This window comes from Pseudomonas sp. Ma2-10, assembly GCF_054330215.1.
Map to the genome: position 1 here is coordinate 1 of NZ_JBTEYL010000028.1, position 16,195 is coordinate 16,195.

General features: G+C 58.0%; 17 protein-coding genes. 16 read left to right on the forward strand and 1 reads right to left on the reverse strand.

Annotation, left to right across the window (positions count from 1 at the left end; genetic code table 11):
* Window positions 1-95 precede the first annotated feature (95 nt).
* Window positions 96-227, reverse strand: coding sequence for a hypothetical protein (locus ACXPVS_RS23740; RefSeq protein ID WP_458512140.1), 132 nt, complete (start codon window positions 225-227; stop codon window positions 96-98).
* Window positions 228-651: 424 nt separating this feature from the next.
* Between ACXPVS_RS23740 and ACXPVS_RS23745 the strand changes: the two genes are divergently transcribed.
* From ACXPVS_RS23745 to ACXPVS_RS23820, 16 genes are all read left to right on the forward strand, one after another.
* The gene (locus ACXPVS_RS23745; protein ID WP_458512072.1) at window positions 652-1,578 is read left to right on the forward strand and encodes a ketoacyl-ACP synthase III; all 927 of its coding nucleotides are present in this window, start codon (window positions 652-654) and stop codon (window positions 1,576-1,578) included.
* Between the two features lie 275 nt (window positions 1,579-1,853).
* Window positions 1,854-2,702 (forward strand): flagellin domain-containing protein, encoded by an 849-nt coding sequence (locus tag ACXPVS_RS23750; RefSeq protein ID WP_458512073.1) that lies wholly within the window; start codon window positions 1,854-1,856, stop codon window positions 2,700-2,702.
* Between the two features lie 74 nt (window positions 2,703-2,776).
* Window positions 2,777-3,142, forward strand: a complete 366-nt coding sequence (locus ACXPVS_RS23755; protein WP_458512074.1) for a flagellar protein FlaG — start codon at window positions 2,777-2,779, stop codon at window positions 3,140-3,142.
* A gap of 82 nt (window positions 3,143-3,224) precedes the next feature.
* A complete protein-coding gene (gene fliD, locus ACXPVS_RS23760; RefSeq protein WP_458512075.1) occupies window positions 3,225-4,652 on the forward strand; it encodes a flagellar filament capping protein FliD in 1,428 nt (475 codons plus the stop codon).
* 132 nt (window positions 4,653-4,784) lie between these two features.
* Window positions 4,785-5,180 (forward strand): flagellar export chaperone FliS, encoded by a 396-nt coding sequence (gene fliS / locus ACXPVS_RS23765; RefSeq protein ID WP_347803251.1) that lies wholly within the window; start codon window positions 4,785-4,787, stop codon window positions 5,178-5,180.
* Window positions 5,181-5,190: 10 nt separating this feature from the next.
* Window positions 5,191-5,487, forward strand: a complete 297-nt coding sequence (locus ACXPVS_RS23770; protein ID WP_458512076.1) for a flagellar protein FliT — start codon at window positions 5,191-5,193, stop codon at window positions 5,485-5,487.
* A gap of 175 nt (window positions 5,488-5,662) precedes the next feature.
* The gene (locus tag ACXPVS_RS23775; protein WP_458512077.1) at window positions 5,663-7,138 is read left to right on the forward strand and encodes a sigma-54 dependent transcriptional regulator; all 1,476 of its coding nucleotides are present in this window, start codon (window positions 5,663-5,665) and stop codon (window positions 7,136-7,138) included.
* Window positions 7,139-7,266: 128 nt separating this feature from the next.
* Window positions 7,267-8,472 (forward strand): sensor histidine kinase, encoded by a 1,206-nt coding sequence (locus ACXPVS_RS23780; RefSeq protein ID WP_458512139.1) that lies wholly within the window; start codon window positions 7,267-7,269, stop codon window positions 8,470-8,472.
* 5 nt (window positions 8,473-8,477) lie between these two features.
* Window positions 8,478-9,863, forward strand: coding sequence for a sigma-54-dependent response regulator transcription factor FleR (gene fleR / locus ACXPVS_RS23785; RefSeq protein WP_458512078.1), 1,386 nt, complete (start codon window positions 8,478-8,480; stop codon window positions 9,861-9,863).
* A gap of 145 nt (window positions 9,864-10,008) precedes the next feature.
* The gene (gene fliE, locus ACXPVS_RS23790; protein WP_056742087.1) at window positions 10,009-10,338 is read left to right on the forward strand and encodes a flagellar hook-basal body complex protein FliE; all 330 of its coding nucleotides are present in this window, start codon (window positions 10,009-10,011) and stop codon (window positions 10,336-10,338) included.
* Window positions 10,339-10,352: 14 nt separating this feature from the next.
* Window positions 10,353-12,140, forward strand: a complete 1,788-nt coding sequence (gene fliF, locus ACXPVS_RS23795) for a flagellar basal-body MS-ring/collar protein FliF (protein WP_458512079.1) — start codon at window positions 10,353-10,355, stop codon at window positions 12,138-12,140.
* Window positions 12,133-13,152, forward strand: coding sequence for a flagellar motor switch protein FliG (gene fliG, locus ACXPVS_RS23800; RefSeq protein WP_427634873.1), 1,020 nt, complete (start codon window positions 12,133-12,135; stop codon window positions 13,150-13,152). The genes fliF and fliG overlap by 8 nt, the downstream gene beginning before the upstream one ends.
* Window positions 13,153-13,159: 7 nt before the next feature.
* Window positions 13,160-13,969 (forward strand): flagellar assembly protein FliH, encoded by an 810-nt coding sequence (gene fliH, locus ACXPVS_RS23805; RefSeq protein ID WP_458512080.1) that lies wholly within the window; start codon window positions 13,160-13,162, stop codon window positions 13,967-13,969.
* Complete coding sequence (gene fliI, locus ACXPVS_RS23810) at window positions 13,959-15,317, forward strand: flagellar protein export ATPase FliI (protein WP_458512081.1); 1,359 nt, start codon at window positions 13,959-13,961, stop codon at window positions 15,315-15,317. The genes fliH and fliI overlap by 11 nt, the downstream gene beginning before the upstream one ends.
* Before the next feature lie 6 nt (window positions 15,318-15,323).
* Complete coding sequence (gene fliJ, locus ACXPVS_RS23815) at window positions 15,324-15,773, forward strand: flagellar export protein FliJ (protein ID WP_458512082.1); 450 nt, start codon at window positions 15,324-15,326, stop codon at window positions 15,771-15,773.
* A 116-nt stretch (window positions 15,774-15,889) separates the two neighbouring features.
* Window positions 15,890-16,195, forward strand: coding sequence for an STAS domain-containing protein (locus tag ACXPVS_RS23820; RefSeq protein ID WP_458512083.1), 306 nt, complete (start codon window positions 15,890-15,892; stop codon window positions 16,193-16,195).

The following is a 16,195-nucleotide window of genomic DNA, read 5'->3' on the forward strand; positions in this document are numbered from 1 at the left end:
AGTGAGTGTGGTGGGTGGTTTCATGTGTGCTCCTTTTTTGGAGAGCACAGCGTGGCGAGTGGAGGTAGGGAATTACAGGTGGCTGGGCTGGAGGCTTACGCTTTATCAGCCAGCGTGGCCGCTGCTGTTATCCACTCATCAGGAATATCATCGGCGAACACCTCAAGGCGCGAGAGCGGCCGCTCAGCAAAATCTAGAACAGCGCTTAAATCCTGAGCAATAGGCATAAAAAATCCGGAGTCCTTATCAGACTCCGGATTTCCGGCTGCTTGAGGATTAGTCAACAATCCTTAAGTGAACAGCATTGCACCTTACGGTGGGCCTTTTTTGTCTGCACGACGTGGCTGGGTCCATAGTTGCTGGCTTGTACGGGCGGTTTTTCGATGGCGCCAATATTGCTTTGATGTGTTGGTTCCAACCGAACTCATGGCGCAGGTGTTTGAGGGCTTCAATACCGATATTCGGGTGGTCAAAAACCGAAAAATTGCATTCATGTGCTTAACGGCGTGACGCATAGGTCATAAAGTGCATCTTCACTGTATTGTGTTTCTGGGAGCGGGCGATGAGTCTGTCCCGGGAAATCAACCATTTTGATGCGCCCCTGAGTTTTTCGGGGTGAACCTAGTCGCTGTTTATGATCGGGAAGCCATGATGATTGGCATAAAAAGCATAGCGAGTTACGTGCCGGCCGCCGGTGTGGATAACTACGCTCAGGGTGCTAAATTCGCCAAAGATGAAGAGTTCATCCTGGGTAAGATCGGTTCGGTTTTCCTGCCGCGCAAAGGCGCTGAGCAGGAAACATCGGACCTGTGTGTTGAAGCTGTTAATGCATTGTTTGCCAATAATCCCGACCTCAAGCGCGAGTCTATCGATGCGCTGATCGTTGTCACCCAGAATGGTGATGAGGAAGGGCTGCCGCACACGGCCGCCATCGTTCAGGACAAGCTCGGTCTGCCAACGCATGTTGCCGCGTTCGATATTTCCCTGGGTTGCTCGGGTTACGTCTACGGTATTTACGCCATGAAAGGCTTCATGGAAGCCGCAGGCTTGAAGAACGGTTTGCTGATCACCGCGGACCCTTACTCGAAAATCGTTGATCCTGAAGACCGCAACACCACCATGCTTTTCGGTGACGCTGCAACGGCGACCTGGATGGGTGAGGGCGCGCACTGGCAATTGGGCAAGGCCAAGTTCGGTACTGACGGTTCCGGTGCGCCGCACCTGAAGGTCAGCGACGGTGTGTTTTATATGAATGGTCGTCAGGTGTTCAACTTCGCCTTGTTGAAAGTGCCCGCCCACCTGCACGAGTTGCTCGATGAGTCGGCGCTGAAAACCAGCGACATTGACGCGTTCTGCATTCACCAGGGCAGCGCGGCCATTGTTGATGCAGTGGCACGGCGTTTTGAAGGAGAGCCAGAGAAGTTCATCAAGGACATGGTCGAAACAGGCAACACCGTTTCGTCGAGCATCCCTTTATTGCTGGAAAAACACGTTCTGAGCTCTGACTGGAGTCGTGTGGCTATCAGTGGCTTCGGCGTAGGCCTGTCATGGGGCTCGGCGATTCTCTATCGCGGCTGATCTCTAAAAGACTTTCTCATAGCGCTACCGGCAGACCCTGTAGCGCTATTTTTTTGCCCGGAGCTTTTTTTGCAGCTTTTTTGACGTCATTTTTTTATGCGGCAAGGCCGCTAAGCCCTTGTTTTGTTGGGGGTGGCAGTCTGCTAGTAATTTTTTTAAAAAAAGCCCTCAAGCAACCTGCCATGACGACGATAACTATTACGAAGGTTCTCTAGGCCACACCCGGCGGTTGCCAGGGCCGGAAGCCGCAGTACCCAACCAACGAGGAATTCGTCATGGCTTTAACAGTAAACACTAACGTCACATCGTTGAACGTTCAGAAAAACCTGAACAAGGCTTCCGATGCCCTGTCGACTTCGATGACTCGCCTGTCTTCCGGTCTGAAAATCAACAGCGCCAAAGACGACGCCGCCGGCCTGCAAATCGCTACCCGCATGACTTCGCAGATCCGTGGTCAGACCATGGCGATCAAAAACGCCAACGACGGTATCTCCATCGCTCAGACCGCTGAAGGCGCGATGCAGGAACAAACCAACATCCTGCAACGTATGCGTGAACTGGCAGTTCAGTCCCGAAACGACAGCAACAGCTCCGACGACCGTGACGCTCTGAACAAAGAGTTCAGCGCAATGGCGTCCGAGCTGTCTCGTATTGCTGGTTCCACCAACCTGAACGGCAAAAACCTGCTCGACGGTTCCGCCAGCACTATGACTTTCCAGGTTGGCTCCAACACTGGTAGCGACAACCAGATCAAACTGGACCTGACCGCCAAGTTCGACGCCGTCAGCCTGGGTATCACTTCCGGGATCACCATTGCCGGCTCGTCCACAACCATCGCTGAAACCAACTTCTCGGCTGCTGTTGGCGCAATTGACGACGCGCTGAAAACCATCAACGCCAGCCGTGCTGACCTTGGTGCTGCACAAAACCGTCTGACCAGCACCATCGCCAACCTGCAAAACATCAACGAAAACGCCAGTGCTGCACTGGGTCGCGTACAAGATACCGACTTCGCTTCTGAAACTGCACAGCTGACCAAGCAACAAACTCTGCAACAAGCTTCCACCGCAGTTCTGGCTCAAGCCAACCAACTGCCATCCGCTGTACTGAAACTGCTTCAGTAATAGCTGATGTGTTTTTGGCGGGGGAGTGCGCTTGTCGCGCTCTCTCGCTTTTTTGATTTAAAGAGGTGATGGACATGGATATGAGCGTGAAGCTGAACTTGTCTTATCCTGCGGCGAAGCCGGCGACGCCCGTTGCTGATGCGGCTGCGGAAAAGCCTCGAGCCGATGCTGCGCCAGTGGCATTGGTCAGGGATGAGCCCAAGGATGCAGTAAGTGAGCGGGACAAGCTGAAGATGGCCGTTCAAGAAATTGAAAAGTTCGTCCAGTCGGTCAAGCGTAACCTGGAGTTCTCTATCGATGAGCCTTCAGGCAAAGTCATCGTCAAAGTCATTGCCAGCGACTCCGGTGAGGTGATCCGTCAGATCCCCAACGAAGAAGTCCTGAAGCTGGCCAATAGCTTGAATGACGCAAGCAGTCTGCTGTTCAGCGCCAAAGCCTGACAGCTGGCACGAAATTTGTTGCTATGTTCTTTTGGGCGTTGTAGTGGTCAAAAGACCGGCGAGACACTGAAGGGAGATCTACATGGCAAGTCCAATTCTACCGGGCACGGGCTTAGGCTCGGGCCTCGACACCGGTGCTATCGTCAAGGCACTGGTCAATGCTGACAAAGCGGCCAAGCAAGGTCAGATCGACCGTGGCACTAAGACCAACACGGCGTCCATCTCCGGTGTCGGCTCCCTGAAGTCGCTGCTCGCCACGTTCCAGGCGTCCATGAAAACGCTGGGCAATACCACTGAGCCTCAGTTCACTGGTTTCGCTGCCAGTTCTTCCGATCCCAAGGTCCTCACGGCTACCGCCAACAACTCCGCCGTCGCTGGCATCTACAAGATCAATGTCTCGCAGCTTGCCACTGGTTCGAAAGTCGCCACGGCTGCTTTTGATGGCGGTTCCAAAGCCTCTGTCAATAACGGTGCTGCCGGTACTCTGGTTATCTCTCAGGGTGTGAAAGACGGTACGGCCAAAACCTACAACCTCGATATACCCGCTAACTCCACGCTTGAATCTGTGGCGAAAGCCCTGAACGACAAATACCAGTTCAGCGGCTTCAGCGCCAACGTCGTGACCGATAACTTTGGTTCCCGACTGATGGTGAGCTCGTCGAATACTGGCGAAGGCACCGATATTTCGCTCTCCGGTGTCGGCCTGGACGTTGATGGTTCGACGGTGATTCCGGCAGACTCCGACCGGGCTTCGGCTGGCTCGGTGGGCTCGCTCGCAATGGATGCGAAGTTCACGGTGGATGGTCTGTCGATCAGCAGCCCCACCAATAAACTGGACGGTACAGTTTCGGGACTTTCGATGACACTGCTCGCCAAGGGCGAATCGCAGGTACTCGTAACGACTAATACTGATGGATTGAAAGCATCGATCCAGAAATTCGTCGATGCCTACAACGCAGTGGCCAACGCGATCAGCTCGCTGACCAAGCCTTCGCTCGATGATGACGGCAATCCGACCATTCCTGCAGCGCTGACTGGCGACGCTATGCCGCGTTCGATCCTGGCGGCCATGCGCGGGCCTCTGTCCGAGGCCGGTAATGGCGATAAACTCACCGTACTGTCGCAATTGGGGATCACCACCGATCAGAAAACCGGTGCTCTGAACTTCGATTCCACCAAGTTTACCTCCGCAATGAACGACAAGAAGCTCGGCGGGGAAGTACAGAGTCTTTTCTCGGGTGACAACGGTCTACTCGCGCGTATGGGCACGGCGATTTCGCCTTACACCGAAACTGGCGGAATTCTCGATACCCGTTCTACCGCGTTGGCCATAACCAAGACCAAACTGGCCAACGACCAGCTTGCGCTGGATCGTCGGATCGAATCCCTGACCGCCGTACTGACCAAAAAATACAACGACATGGATTCTCTTGTCGGCAAGTTGAAAGCCACTGCCAGCAACATCACCTCGATGTTTGAAGCAATGGCCGCGCAGCAGAAGAACAGCTGATAGTCTAGTAGCGCCAAAAGCCCGGCAGCGTCGTTCAGCGCTCCGGGCTTTTGTGTTTTTGCGTCTAAAGTTTTTTGACGCATCGTCGATACACTGGTTATACGAACCACAGATTTTTTGATGAGGTACAACATGAATCCAATGTTAGCCCTTCGCCAATACCAGAAGATTGGCGCCCAGGCGCAGACATCCGAGGCCAGCCCTCATCGTCTGGTACAGATGCTGATGGAAGGTGGGCTGGATCGTATTGCGCAGGCCAAAGGCGCGATGGAGCGCAAGGACATCGCGAATAAAGGCGTTCTGATCGGCAAGGCCATCGGCATTGTCGGTGGTCTGCGTGAAGGTCTGGATCTGGAAAATCAGGCCGAGTCGGTGGGTGAACTGGATAACCTCTACACCTACATGATGAAGCGTCTGGCCGAAGCCAACATCAAGACAGATCCAAAGATTCTCGACGAAGTCGCCGATCTGCTTCGCACCGTCAAAGACGGCTGGGATGCTATCGCCGCGCCGGGTCCGCAGTTTTAAGGAGATCACCATGAGTCTTGTATTGCAGCGAATCGAACAAACCCGCGAAGGCCTGGTCGGTGCTTTGGCCGAGCGTAACTGGGAAGCCATTGGTGAATTGGACCTGGCTTGCCGTTCCTGCATGGAAGACGTCTTGAGTGAAGCTTCGGTGGACGAGGCCGCGTTGCGCGAGAATCTTGAGGAGTTGTTGGGGGTGTATAAACAGCTTCTTGAGGCGGCGACAGGGGCGCGCCAAGCGATAGTCGATGAGATGTCGCAGATCCACCAAGCACAGAGCGCGGCAAAGGTTTACCATCTGTTCGGCTAATTAATCCCCGGTTAATCCAAACATCGTGCGCCATAAATTTGACTGTGCACGGTTTTTTGACTTAACTAGTGGCTGATTCCAGATTTCAGGCGTCTACAGGCATAACGTGTCTGCAAGCGCCTAGCTTGCCCCATCATATTTTGGGCATTGAGTTGACCAGGGAAGTTGCTATTGCATGTGGCGTGAAACCAAAATTCTGCTGATTGATGACGATAGCGTCCGTCGCCGCGACCTGGCGGTGATTCTAAATTTTCTTGGCGAAGAAAATTTACCCAGCGGCAGCCATGACTGGCAGCAGGCTGTCGGCTCATTGTCATCAAGTCGTGAAGTAATCTGTGTCCTCATCGGGACGGTCAATGCTCCTGGTGCACTCGTGGGCTTGTTAAAGACACTCTCAACCTGGGATGAGTTCCTTCCGGTTTTGTTAATGGGCGATAATTCTTCCGTTGACTTGCCCGATGACCAGCGTCGCCGAGTGCTTTCGACCCTCGAGATGCCGCCCAGCTACAGCAAGCTGCTCGACTCCCTGCACCGTGCTCAGGTCTATCGCGAGATGTACGACCAGGCCCGCGAGCGCGGCCGTCACCGTGAACCCAATCTTTTCCGTAGTCTTGTCGGCACCAGCCGGGCGATTCAACACGTCCGTCAGATGATGCAGCAAGTTGCCGACACCGACGCCAGTGTGCTGATCCTCGGCGAGTCCGGGACGGGTAAGGAAGTGGTCGCGCGTAACCTGCACTATCACTCCAAACGTCGTGACGCTCCGTTCGTACCGGTCAACTGTGGGGCGATCCCGGCCGAGTTGCTGGAAAGCGAACTGTTTGGCCACGAGAAAGGCGCCTTCACCGGGGCGATCACCAGCCGCGCCGGGCGCTTCGAGCTGGCCAATGGCGGTACGCTGTTCCTCGATGAAATCGGCGACATGCCGCTGTCAATGCAGGTCAAGTTGCTGCGCGTATTGCAGGAGCGCACCTTCGAACGCGTGGGCAGCAACAAGACCCAGAGCGTCGATGTGCGGATCATTGCGGCGACCCACAAGAATCTCGAAAGCATGATCGAGGTCGGGACCTTCCGCGAAGACTTGTACTACCGCCTGAACGTGTTCCCGATCGAAATGGCGCCACTGCGCGAGCGTGTCGAAGACATTCCGCTGCTGATGAACGAGTTGATCTCGCGCATGGAGCACGAGAAGCGTGGGTCGATCCGTTTCAATTCCGCGGCGATCATGTCGCTGTGTCGCCACGGCTGGCCGGGCAACGTCCGCGAACTCGCCAACCTGGTGGAGCGCATGGCGATCATGCATCCGTATGGGGTGATCGGCGTGGTCGAGCTGCCGAAGAAATTCCGTTACGTTGACGACGAAGATGAGCAATTGGTCGACATTTTGCGCAGCGATCTTGAAGAGCGTGTGGCCATCAACGGTCATACTCCAGACTTCACTGCCGGCGCCATGCTGCCGCCGGAAGGTCTGGACCTGAAGGACTACCTCGGTGGTCTGGAGCAAGGGCTGATTCAGCAGGCGCTGGATGATGCCAATGGCATCGTGGCGCGCGCGGCGGAGCGGCTGCGTATTCGTCGCACCACACTGGTGGAAAAGATGCGCAAGTACGGCATGAGCCGTCGTGACGGTGAAGAACAGGCAGATGATTGACGCCTGTTTTTCAAGTCCTTCATTTGTAGGCGGTTTTTTTTAGGCACGGGTATTGCTACATCCCTCGCAACGTTCCGTTTAACTGACGGTCAGCCAAGCGAGAGAACACAATGCCTCAAGCCGCCCAGATGTCTCCTGTCCCTGATGCGTCGGGACAACCGTCGTCCGTAGAGCAGGCGAGCCGGCTTGGCCTTGAACAGGCGTTTGCACTGTTCAACCAGATGTCGAGCCAATTGACCGACTCCTACAGCATGCTCGAAGCCCGGGTCACCGAGCTCAAGGGTGAGTTGGCGGTGGTCAGTGCTCAGCGCATGCAGGAACTGGCGGAAAAAGAACGCCTGGCCAACCGGCTGCAAAACCTCCTCGATCTGTTGCCCGGCGGCGTCATCGTCATCGATGCCCAAGGCATCGTGCGAGAAGCCAATCCCGCTGCCTGCGAACTGCTCGGTCTACCCCTCGAAGGCGAGTTGTGGCGCCACGTGATTGCCCGCTGCTTTGCACCTCGTGAAGACGACGGCCACGAAATCTCGCTCAAGGACGGTCGACGTTTGTCGATCTCCACACGCTCACTGGATGCCGAGCCCGGTCAATTGGTGTTGCTCAACGACCTGACTGAAACCCGTCATCTGCAAGATCAGTTGGCCCGCCACGAACGGCTGTCGTCCCTCGGTCGAATGGTCGCTTCGCTGGCTCATCAGATTCGTACCCCCTTGTCCGCCGCCTTGCTCTACGCCAGTCATTTGACTGAGCAAGCGTTGCCGGTGGAGACCCAGCAGCGTTTTGCCGGGCGCCTGAAAGAGCGTCTGCATGAGCTGGAGCATCAGGTTCGCGACATGCTGGTGTTTGCGCGCGGCGAGCTGCCGCTGACCGATCGCCTCACGCCCAAAATGCTGATGCAGTCGTTGCAGGCGGCAGCACTGACCCATGTGCAGGACCTGCCGATTCGTTGGCAGTGCGACAGCCATTCCGGCGAGTTGCTGTGCAATCGTGACACGCTGGTCGGGGCGGTTCTGAACCTGATCGAGAACGCCATCCAGGCCAGCGCCGGCGATGTGCGTTTGAAAGTCCATTTCTATACCCGTGACAACAACTTGCGTGTAGCGGTCAGCGACAGCGGTAGTGGCATCGATACGAACGTACTGAAGCGTCTGGGTGAGCCGTTCTTTACCACTAAAGCCACCGGAACCGGCCTTGGCCTGACCGTGGTCAAGGCCGTTACGCGTGCTCATCAAGGAGAATTGCAGCTGCGCTCGCGGCTCGGTCGCGGCACGTGTGCGCAGGTGATCCTGCCGCTTTTTTCGGGTGAAAAGCCCAGCGCTCAGGGAGCGGAATGACGGACATGGCAATCAAGGTTTTACTGGTCGAGGATGACCGCGCGCTACGCGAAGCATTGGCCGATACGTTGTTGCTCGCCGGGCACGATTTCAAAGCGGTCGGTTCGGCGGAAGAAGCGCTGGCAGCGGTCGGTGCCGAGGCGTTCAACCTGGTGCTCAGTGACGTCAACATGCCGGGCATGGACGGCCATCAACTGCTCGGATTGCTGCGCGCTCGTCAGCCGCAGTTGCCGGTGTTGTTGATGACCGCGCACGGCGCCGTGGAGCGGGCAGTCGATGCGATGCGTCAGGGCGCAGCGGATTATCTGGTCAAGCCATTCGAGCCCAAGGCCTTGCTCGATCTGGTGGCGCGTCATGCGCTGGGCAATCTTGGTGCGACCGAGGGCGAGGGGCCTGTAGCGTTCGAGCCGGCCAGTGCGCAATTGCTGGAATTGGCCGCACGGGTGGCGCGCAGTGATTCCACGGTATTGATTTCCGGTGAGTCCGGGACCGGCAAGGAAGTGCTGGCGCGTTACATCCATCAGCACTCTCATCGCGCCAGTCAGCCGTTCATTGCGATCAACTGTGCGGCGATCCCGGACAACATGCTCGAAGCCACCTTGTTCGGTCACGAAAAGGGTTCGTTCACTGGCGCCATCGCCGCGCAGGCCGGCAAGTTCGAGCAAGCTGATGGCGGCACGATCCTGCTCGATGAAATCTCCGAAATGCCTCTAGGCCTTCAGGCCAAGTTGTTGCGGGTATTGCAGGAGCGCGAAGTCGAGCGCGTTGGCGCTCGCAAGCCGATCACGCTGGACATTCGAGTGGTCGCCACCACCAACCGTGACCTGGCCGGTGAAGTGGCGGCGGGGCGTTTTCGTGAAGACCTTTACTATCGCTTGTCGGTGTTTCCGCTGGCCTGGCGTCCGTTGCGCGAACGTACCGCCGACATCCTGCCGTTGGCCGAGCGGCTTCTGGCCAAGTACGTCAATAAAATGAAGCATGCCGCCGCACGGCTGTCGCCCGAGGCTCAGGCGTGCCTGATCGGTTATCCATGGCCGGGTAATGTGCGTGAGCTGGATAACGCGATTCAGCGGGCGCTGATTCTGCAGCAGGGTGGATTGATACAGCCTGAGGATTTTTGTCTGGCCGGGCCGGTCGCCTGTGCGCCGTTGCCTGCCCTGGCGCCAGCGTCCGTGCGAACCGTGGAGGTCGAATCCGAGTCGGCCGGGGCGCTGGGTGATGATCTGCGTCGTCGTGAATTCCAGATGATCATCGATACCTTGCGCTCCGAGCGCGGTCGTCGCAAAGAGGCCGCCGAGCGCTTGGGCATCAGCCCGCGCACCCTGCGTTACAAGCTGGCGCAGATGCGTGATGCCGGAATGGACGTGGAAGCTTATTTGTTCGCCACCTGATTTGTTAGCGATGCAAAGCCCCGGACGGCTTTTGTTTAGAACGACCACGGAGCTGGCACCCTTGTTGCTAACACCTCACTACCCGCCGAGTGAGTGTCAAAAAATTGCGGGTCGCCAAAGACGTCGCGCGTCAAAGAGAGAAACTATGAGCCAAGGTATTGAATTCAATCGATTGATGCTGGACATGCGCTCCATGCAAATGGATGCCATGTCTGCATCGAAATCGACTGCCGCTGTTCCTGAAATGGGTGGCAGCAGCTTTTCCGACATGCTCGGTCAGGCCGTCAACAAAGTGAGCGAGACGCAGCAGGCGTCCAGTCAGTTGGCCAGTGCCTTCGAGATCGGCAAGAGTGGTGTCGACCTGACGGACGTGATGATTTCCTCGCAAAAGGCCAGCGTGTCTTTTCAAGCGTTGACCCAAGTACGCAACAAGCTGGTTCAGGCATACCAAGACATCATGCAGATGCCGGTTTAAGGACGAATTGAGTCATGGCAGAAGCAGTCGCCGATAATGTTCCGGCCAAGGCCACTCCAATAGACGGCAAGCCGCCGCTGTTCGGGTTGTCCTTCCTGGAAAACCTCTCCGAGATGACCATGTTGCGTCAGGTCGGCCTGTTGGTCGGCCTGGCTGCGAGCGTGGCGATTGGCTTTGCCGTGGTGTTGTGGTCCCAGCAGCCGGACTACCGGCCTCTGTACGGCAGTCTTGCCGGTATGGACGCCAAACAGGTCATGGATACTCTGGCCGCAGCCGACATTCCCTATACCGTTGAACCGAACTCCGGTGCCTTGCTGGTCAAGGCCGATGACCTGTCCCGTGCGCGAATCAAACTCGCGGGCGCTGGTGTCACTCCCAGCGACGGCAACATCGGTTTTGAGATTCTTGACAAGGACCAGGGCCTGGGCACCAGCCAGTTCATGGAAGCGACCCGTTATCGTCGTGGTCTCGAAGGCGAACTGGCCCGCACCATTTCCAGCCTGAACAACGTCAAGGGTGCCCGCGTGCACCTGGCGATTCCGAAAAGCTCGGTGTTCGTGCGCGACGAGCGCAAGCCGAGCGCTTCGATTCTGGTGGAACTGTACTCCGGCCGCTCGCTGGAGCCTGGTCAAGTGCTGGCGATCATCAACCTGGTGGCCACCAGCGTTCCCGAACTCAGCAAATCCCAGATCACTGTCGTCGACCAGAAGGGCAACCTGCTGTCGGATCAGGCGGAAAATTCCGCACTGACCATGGCCGGCAAGCAATTCGATTACAGCCGTCGCATGGAAAGCATGCTGACTCAGCGCGTGCACAACATTCTGCAACCGGTGCTGGGTAACGATCGCTATAAAGCCGAAGTCTCGGCCGATGTCGATTTCAGTGCTGTCGAGTCGACCTCCGAGCAATTCAACCCGGACCAGCCGGCGTTGCGCAGCGAGCAGTCGGTGAATGAGCAACGCACCGCCAGCAATGGTCCGCAAGGTGTGCCGGGTGCTCTGAGCAACCAGCCGCCGTCGCCTGCCTCCGCACCGCAAACCACCGGAGGCGCTACTGCGTCGGCCGGCATGGTGCAGCCAGGCCAGCCACTGCTGGATGCCAACGGTCAGCAAATCATGGACCCGGCCACCGGCCAGCCTATGCTTGCACCGTACCCGTCGGACAAGCGTCAGCAATCCACCAAGAACTTCGAGCTTGACCGCTCCATCAGCCACACCAAACAACAGCAGGGCCGTTTGAATCGCTTGTCGGTGTCGGTGGTGGTAGATGACCAGGTCAAGATCAACGCGGCCAACGGTGAAGTCACCCGTGCGCCGTGGACCACCGATGAGTTGGCGCGTTTTACTCGCCTGGTGCAGGACGCCGTCGGCTTTGACGCCAGCCGTGGCGACAGCGTCAGCGTGATCAACATGCCGTTCTCCGCCGAGCGCGGTGAAGTGATTGCCGAAATTCCGTTCTACTCCCAGCCTTGGTTCTGGGACATCGTCAAGCAAGTGCTGGGTGTCTTGTTCATTCTGGTGCTGGTGTTCGGCGTGCTGCGTCCGGTGCTCAACAACATCACCGGCGGCGGCGGCAAAGACAAGCAGCTAGGTATCGGCAGCGATGTCGAGTTGGGTGGCATGGGCGGCCTGGACGGCGAACTGGCCAACGACCGAGTCAGTCTCGGCGGCCCGGCCAGTATCCTGCTGCCGAGCCCAAGCGAAGGCTATGACGCGCAGTTGAACGCAATCAAGAGCCTGGTGGCAGAAGATCCGGGTCGCGTGGCCCAGGTCGTGAAAGAGTGGATTAACGCAGATGAGTGATAACCGAGCCGTTGCCGCCAAACTGACCAAGGTCGACAAAGCCGCGATTCTGCTGCTGTCCCTGGGTTCTACCGACGCCGCGCAAGTGCTGCGCCACATGGGGCCCAAAGAGGTCCAGCGGGTGGGTGTGGCCATGGCCCAAATGGGTAACGTGCACCGCGAGCAAGTCGAGCAGGTAATGAGCGAGTTCGTTGACATCGTCGGCGACCAGACCAGCCTCGGCGTCGGCTCCGATGACTACGTGCGCAAAATGCTCACGCAGGCCCTGGGCGAAGACAAGGCCAACGGCCTGATCGACCGGATCCTGCTGGGCGGCAACACCAGTGGTCTCGACAGTCTGAAGTGGATGGAACCACGCGCCGTCGCTGACGTGATCCGTTTCGAGCACCCGCAGATCCAGGCGATCGTGGTGGCGTATCTGGATCCGGACCAGGCCGGTGAAGTGCTCGGTAATTTCGACCACAAGGTGCGCCTGGACATCATTCTGCGAGTCTCCTCGCTGAACACGGTGCAGCCAGCGGCCCTGAAAGAACTCAACCAGATTCTCGAGAAGCAGTTCTCCGGCAACTCGAATGCCTCGCGCACCACCCTGGGTGGCATCAAGCGCGCGGCGGATATCATGAACTTCCTCGACAGCTCGATCGAAGGTCAGCTGATGGACTCGATTCGCGAAGTCGACGAAGACCTGTCCGGTCAGATCGAAGACCTCATGTTCGTGTTCAACAACCTGTCCGATGTCGACGATCGCGGTATTCAAGCGCTGCTGCGCGAAGTGTCCTCCGACGTGCTGGTGCTGGCCCTCAAGGGTTCGGACGAAGGCGTCAAAGAGAAGATCTTCAAGAACATGTCCAAACGGGCGGCCGAACTGTTGCGCGACGACCTCGAGGCCAAAGGCCCGGTGCGCGTCAGCGACGTGGAAACGGCGCAGAAAGAAATCCTCACCATTGCCCGCCGTATGGCCGAAGCCGGAGAAATCGTTCTCGGCGGGAAGGGCGGCGAAGAGATGATCTAAGGTCACTATGTCGTCCAAACATGATGAGTCCAACACCGACCTGATCCGAGGCAAGGACGTCGGCGGTTTCGACGTCTGGTCGCTGCCCAGTTTCGATCCGTTCGTGCCGGAACCCGAGCCTGAGCCGGAACCCGAGCCACCGGAAATGGAAGAAGTGCCACTGGATGAAGTCCAGCCACTGACCCTCGAAGAACTCGAAAGCATTCGCCAGGAGGCCTACAACGAAGGCTTCGCCACGGGCGAGAAAGAAGGTTTTCACAGCTCCACGCTCAAGGTCCGTCAGGAAGCCGAGGTGGCTCTGGCCGCCAAGATTGCTGCTCTGGAGCAATTGATGGGGCATTTGTTCGAGCCTATCGCCGAGCAGGACACCTTGATCGAAAAGTCCCTGGTCGACCTCGTGCAGCACATCACCAAACAGGTGATTCAGCGCGAACTCGCCATCGACTCGACGCAGATCGAACACGTCATGCGTGAAGCCCTCAAGCTGTTGCCGCTGGGCGTGGACAATGTGCGGCTGTACATCAATCCGCAAGATTTCGAACAGGTCAAAGCCTTGCGCGAGCGCCATGAAGAAACCTGGCGCATCGTCGAGGACGAGGCCTTGTTGCCCGGCGGTTGTCGGGTCGAGACGGAACACAGCCGCATCGACGCCACGGTCGAAACCCGCGTTGCGCGGGTCATGGACAAGCTGTTCGATCAGTTGCACGAACAGGCCTTGCACCCGGCCGAGCCGGACCTGAGCCTGGAACTGCCGATCAGCGACAAGCCAGCAGTCTCGCCGGTCGAACCTGAACCGGACGTTCCCGATGCGCCTTGATCGCACCAGCTTCGCCAAGCGCCTCGCCAGCTACGCCGAGGCCACGGACCTGGAAGGCGCGCCGATCCTTGAAGGCCGCTTGCTGCGCATGGTCGGCCTGACCCTCGAAGCTGAGGGTTTGCGCGCCGCCATGGGCAGCCGCTGTATGGTGATCAACGACGACAGTTATCACCCGGTGCAGGTCGAGGCCGAAGTCATGGGTTTCTCCGGCAGCAAGGTGTTTCTGATGCCGGTCGGCAGTGTTGCCGGCATCGCTCCCGGTGCCCGTGTGGTTCCTCTGGCGGATACTGGCCGTCTGCCAATGGGCATGAGCATGCTCGGGCGGGTGCTCGATGGCGCCGGTCGCGCGCTGGACGGCAAGGGCGGGATGAAGGCCGAAGACTGGGTGCCGATGGACGGCCCGACCATCAATCCGCTCAAGCGCGAACCGATCAGCGAGCCGCTGGACGTGGGCATTCGCAGCATCAACGGTTTGTTGACGGTCGGTCGCGGTCAGCGCCTGGGCCTGTTCGCCGGTACGGGGGTGGGCAAGAGTGTGCTGCTGGGCATGATGACGCGCTTCACCGAGGCCGACATCATCGTTGTCGGGCTGATCGGTGAGCGGGGTCGTGAAGTTAAAGAATTCATCGAACACATCCTCGGTGAAGAAGGGCTCAAGCGTTCGGTCGTGGTGGCGTCCCCGGCGGACGATGCGCCGCTGATGCGTCTGCGCGCGGCGATGTACTGCACGCGAATTGCCGAGTATTTCCGCGACAAGGGCAAGAACGTCCTGTTGCTGATGGACTCCCTGACCCGTTTCGCCCAGGCCCAGCGGGAAATCGCCCTGGCGATCGGCGAGCCGCCGGCGACCAAGGGTTATCCGCCATCGGTGTTCGCCAAACTACCGAAACTGGTGGAACGGGCCGGTAATGCCGAGAAGGGCGGCGGTTCTATCACCGCGTTCTACACCGTACTGTCCGAAGGCGATGACCAGCAGGACCCGATTGCCGACGCCGCACGAGGCGTGCTCGACGGGCACATTGTGCTGTCCCGGCGCCTGGCCGAGGAAGGTCACTACCCGGCCATCGATATCGAAGCGTCCATCAGCCGGGTCATGCCGTCGGTGGTTACGCCCGAACACATGATGCGCGCCCAGTATTTCAAGCAACTGTGGTCGCGGTATCAGCAGAGTCGCGACTTGATCAGCGTCGGCGCCTATGTTGCGGGGGGTGATCGGGAAACCGACCTGGCGATCTCCCTGCAACCGCAGTTGGTGAAATACTTGCGCCAGAGCCTCAACGACAGCATCAGCCTGGGCGAAAGCGAAGCCTATCTCGGCACGATTTTCGCTCCCGCGGCCGGCGGCTAACCGGGCATGGCCCAGAGCCGCGCCTCACGCCTGGCCCCCGTGGTGGAAATAGCCGAAAAGGCCGAGAAAACCGCGGTCCTGCGTCTGGGGCACTTTCAGGGGCAAGTCCGTCTGGCCGAAAGCAAACTCGCCGACCTCGAAGCCTTTCGTCTGGATTATCAGGAGCAGTGGATCGTGCGCGGCAGCAGTGGCGTGTCGGGTCAATGGCTTCTGGGTTATCAAGGCTTCCTGGCACAACTGGGCACGGCCATCGACCAGCAGCGACAAAGTCTGGTCTGGCATCAAAACAACCTGAACAAGGCGCGGGAATCCTGGCAGCAGGCGTTTGCCCGGGTCGAAGGGTTGCGCAAGCTGGTGTCGCGCTACATGGATGAGGCGCGGCGGCTGGAAGACCGGCGCGAGCAAAAGCTGCTGGATGAGTTGTCCCAGCGGTTGCCGCGTCAGGATCAGTATTGAATCAAGTAGATCGCGAAGGCGATCCCTCACAGCACCACTTTTCCAGCCTTGCTCCCGCCTCCGGCAAGTGCTAAACCTTCTACACGTGCGTTCATCAATGACAAGGAAGCCGTTAAATGCCAGTGGTTACTGAAGTATCCAAAGATGGGCAAAAGCTGACGATCTCGGTCAAGGGACGATTCGATTTCGCCAAGCATCAGGAATTTCGTGAGTCCTACGAAAATCTTCAGCCAAAACCCGAATCCTTCGAAGTAAATCTCAAAGACGCCACCTACCTCGACAGCTCGGCGCTCGGCATGCTGTTGCTATTGCGTGATCACGCCGGTGGCGAGAGTGCCGATATCACGTTGACCAACGCTAACGCAGATGTGCGCAAGATCCTCGCCATCTCCAACTTCGAACAAATCTTCGACGTGGCGTGA

Excerpts from the sequence above, each read along its gene's own strand:
- ACXPVS_RS23740 (WP_458512140.1), bottom strand. The coding sequence starts at position 227 with ATGCCTATTGCTCAGGATTTAAGCGCTGTTCTAGATTTTGCTGAGCGG.
- ACXPVS_RS23745 (WP_458512072.1), top strand. The coding sequence starts at position 652 with ATGATTGGCATAAAAAGCATAGCGAGTTACGTGCCGGCCGCCGGTGTG.
- ACXPVS_RS23750 (WP_458512073.1), top strand. The coding sequence starts at position 1,854 with ATGGCTTTAACAGTAAACACTAACGTCACATCGTTGAACGTTCAGAAA.
- ACXPVS_RS23755 (WP_458512074.1), top strand. The coding sequence starts at position 2,777 with ATGGATATGAGCGTGAAGCTGAACTTGTCTTATCCTGCGGCGAAGCCG.
- fliD (WP_458512075.1), top strand. The coding sequence starts at position 3,225 with ATGGCAAGTCCAATTCTACCGGGCACGGGCTTAGGCTCGGGCCTCGAC.
- fliS (WP_347803251.1), top strand. The coding sequence starts at position 4,785 with ATGAATCCAATGTTAGCCCTTCGCCAATACCAGAAGATTGGCGCCCAG.
- ACXPVS_RS23770 (WP_458512076.1), top strand. The coding sequence starts at position 5,191 with ATGAGTCTTGTATTGCAGCGAATCGAACAAACCCGCGAAGGCCTGGTC.
- ACXPVS_RS23775 (WP_458512077.1), top strand. The coding sequence starts at position 5,663 with ATGTGGCGTGAAACCAAAATTCTGCTGATTGATGACGATAGCGTCCGT.
- ACXPVS_RS23780 (WP_458512139.1), top strand. The coding sequence starts at position 7,267 with ATGTCTCCTGTCCCTGATGCGTCGGGACAACCGTCGTCCGTAGAGCAG.
- fleR (WP_458512078.1), top strand. The coding sequence starts at position 8,478 with ATGGCAATCAAGGTTTTACTGGTCGAGGATGACCGCGCGCTACGCGAA.
- fliE (WP_056742087.1), top strand. The coding sequence starts at position 10,009 with ATGAGCCAAGGTATTGAATTCAATCGATTGATGCTGGACATGCGCTCC.
- fliF (WP_458512079.1), top strand. The coding sequence starts at position 10,353 with ATGGCAGAAGCAGTCGCCGATAATGTTCCGGCCAAGGCCACTCCAATA.
- fliG (WP_427634873.1), top strand. The coding sequence starts at position 12,133 with ATGAGTGATAACCGAGCCGTTGCCGCCAAACTGACCAAGGTCGACAAA.
- fliH (WP_458512080.1), top strand. The coding sequence starts at position 13,160 with ATGTCGTCCAAACATGATGAGTCCAACACCGACCTGATCCGAGGCAAG.
- fliI (WP_458512081.1), top strand. The coding sequence starts at position 13,959 with ATGCGCCTTGATCGCACCAGCTTCGCCAAGCGCCTCGCCAGCTACGCC.
- fliJ (WP_458512082.1), top strand. The coding sequence starts at position 15,324 with ATGGCCCAGAGCCGCGCCTCACGCCTGGCCCCCGTGGTGGAAATAGCC.
- ACXPVS_RS23820 (WP_458512083.1), top strand. The coding sequence starts at position 15,890 with ATGCCAGTGGTTACTGAAGTATCCAAAGATGGGCAAAAGCTGACGATC.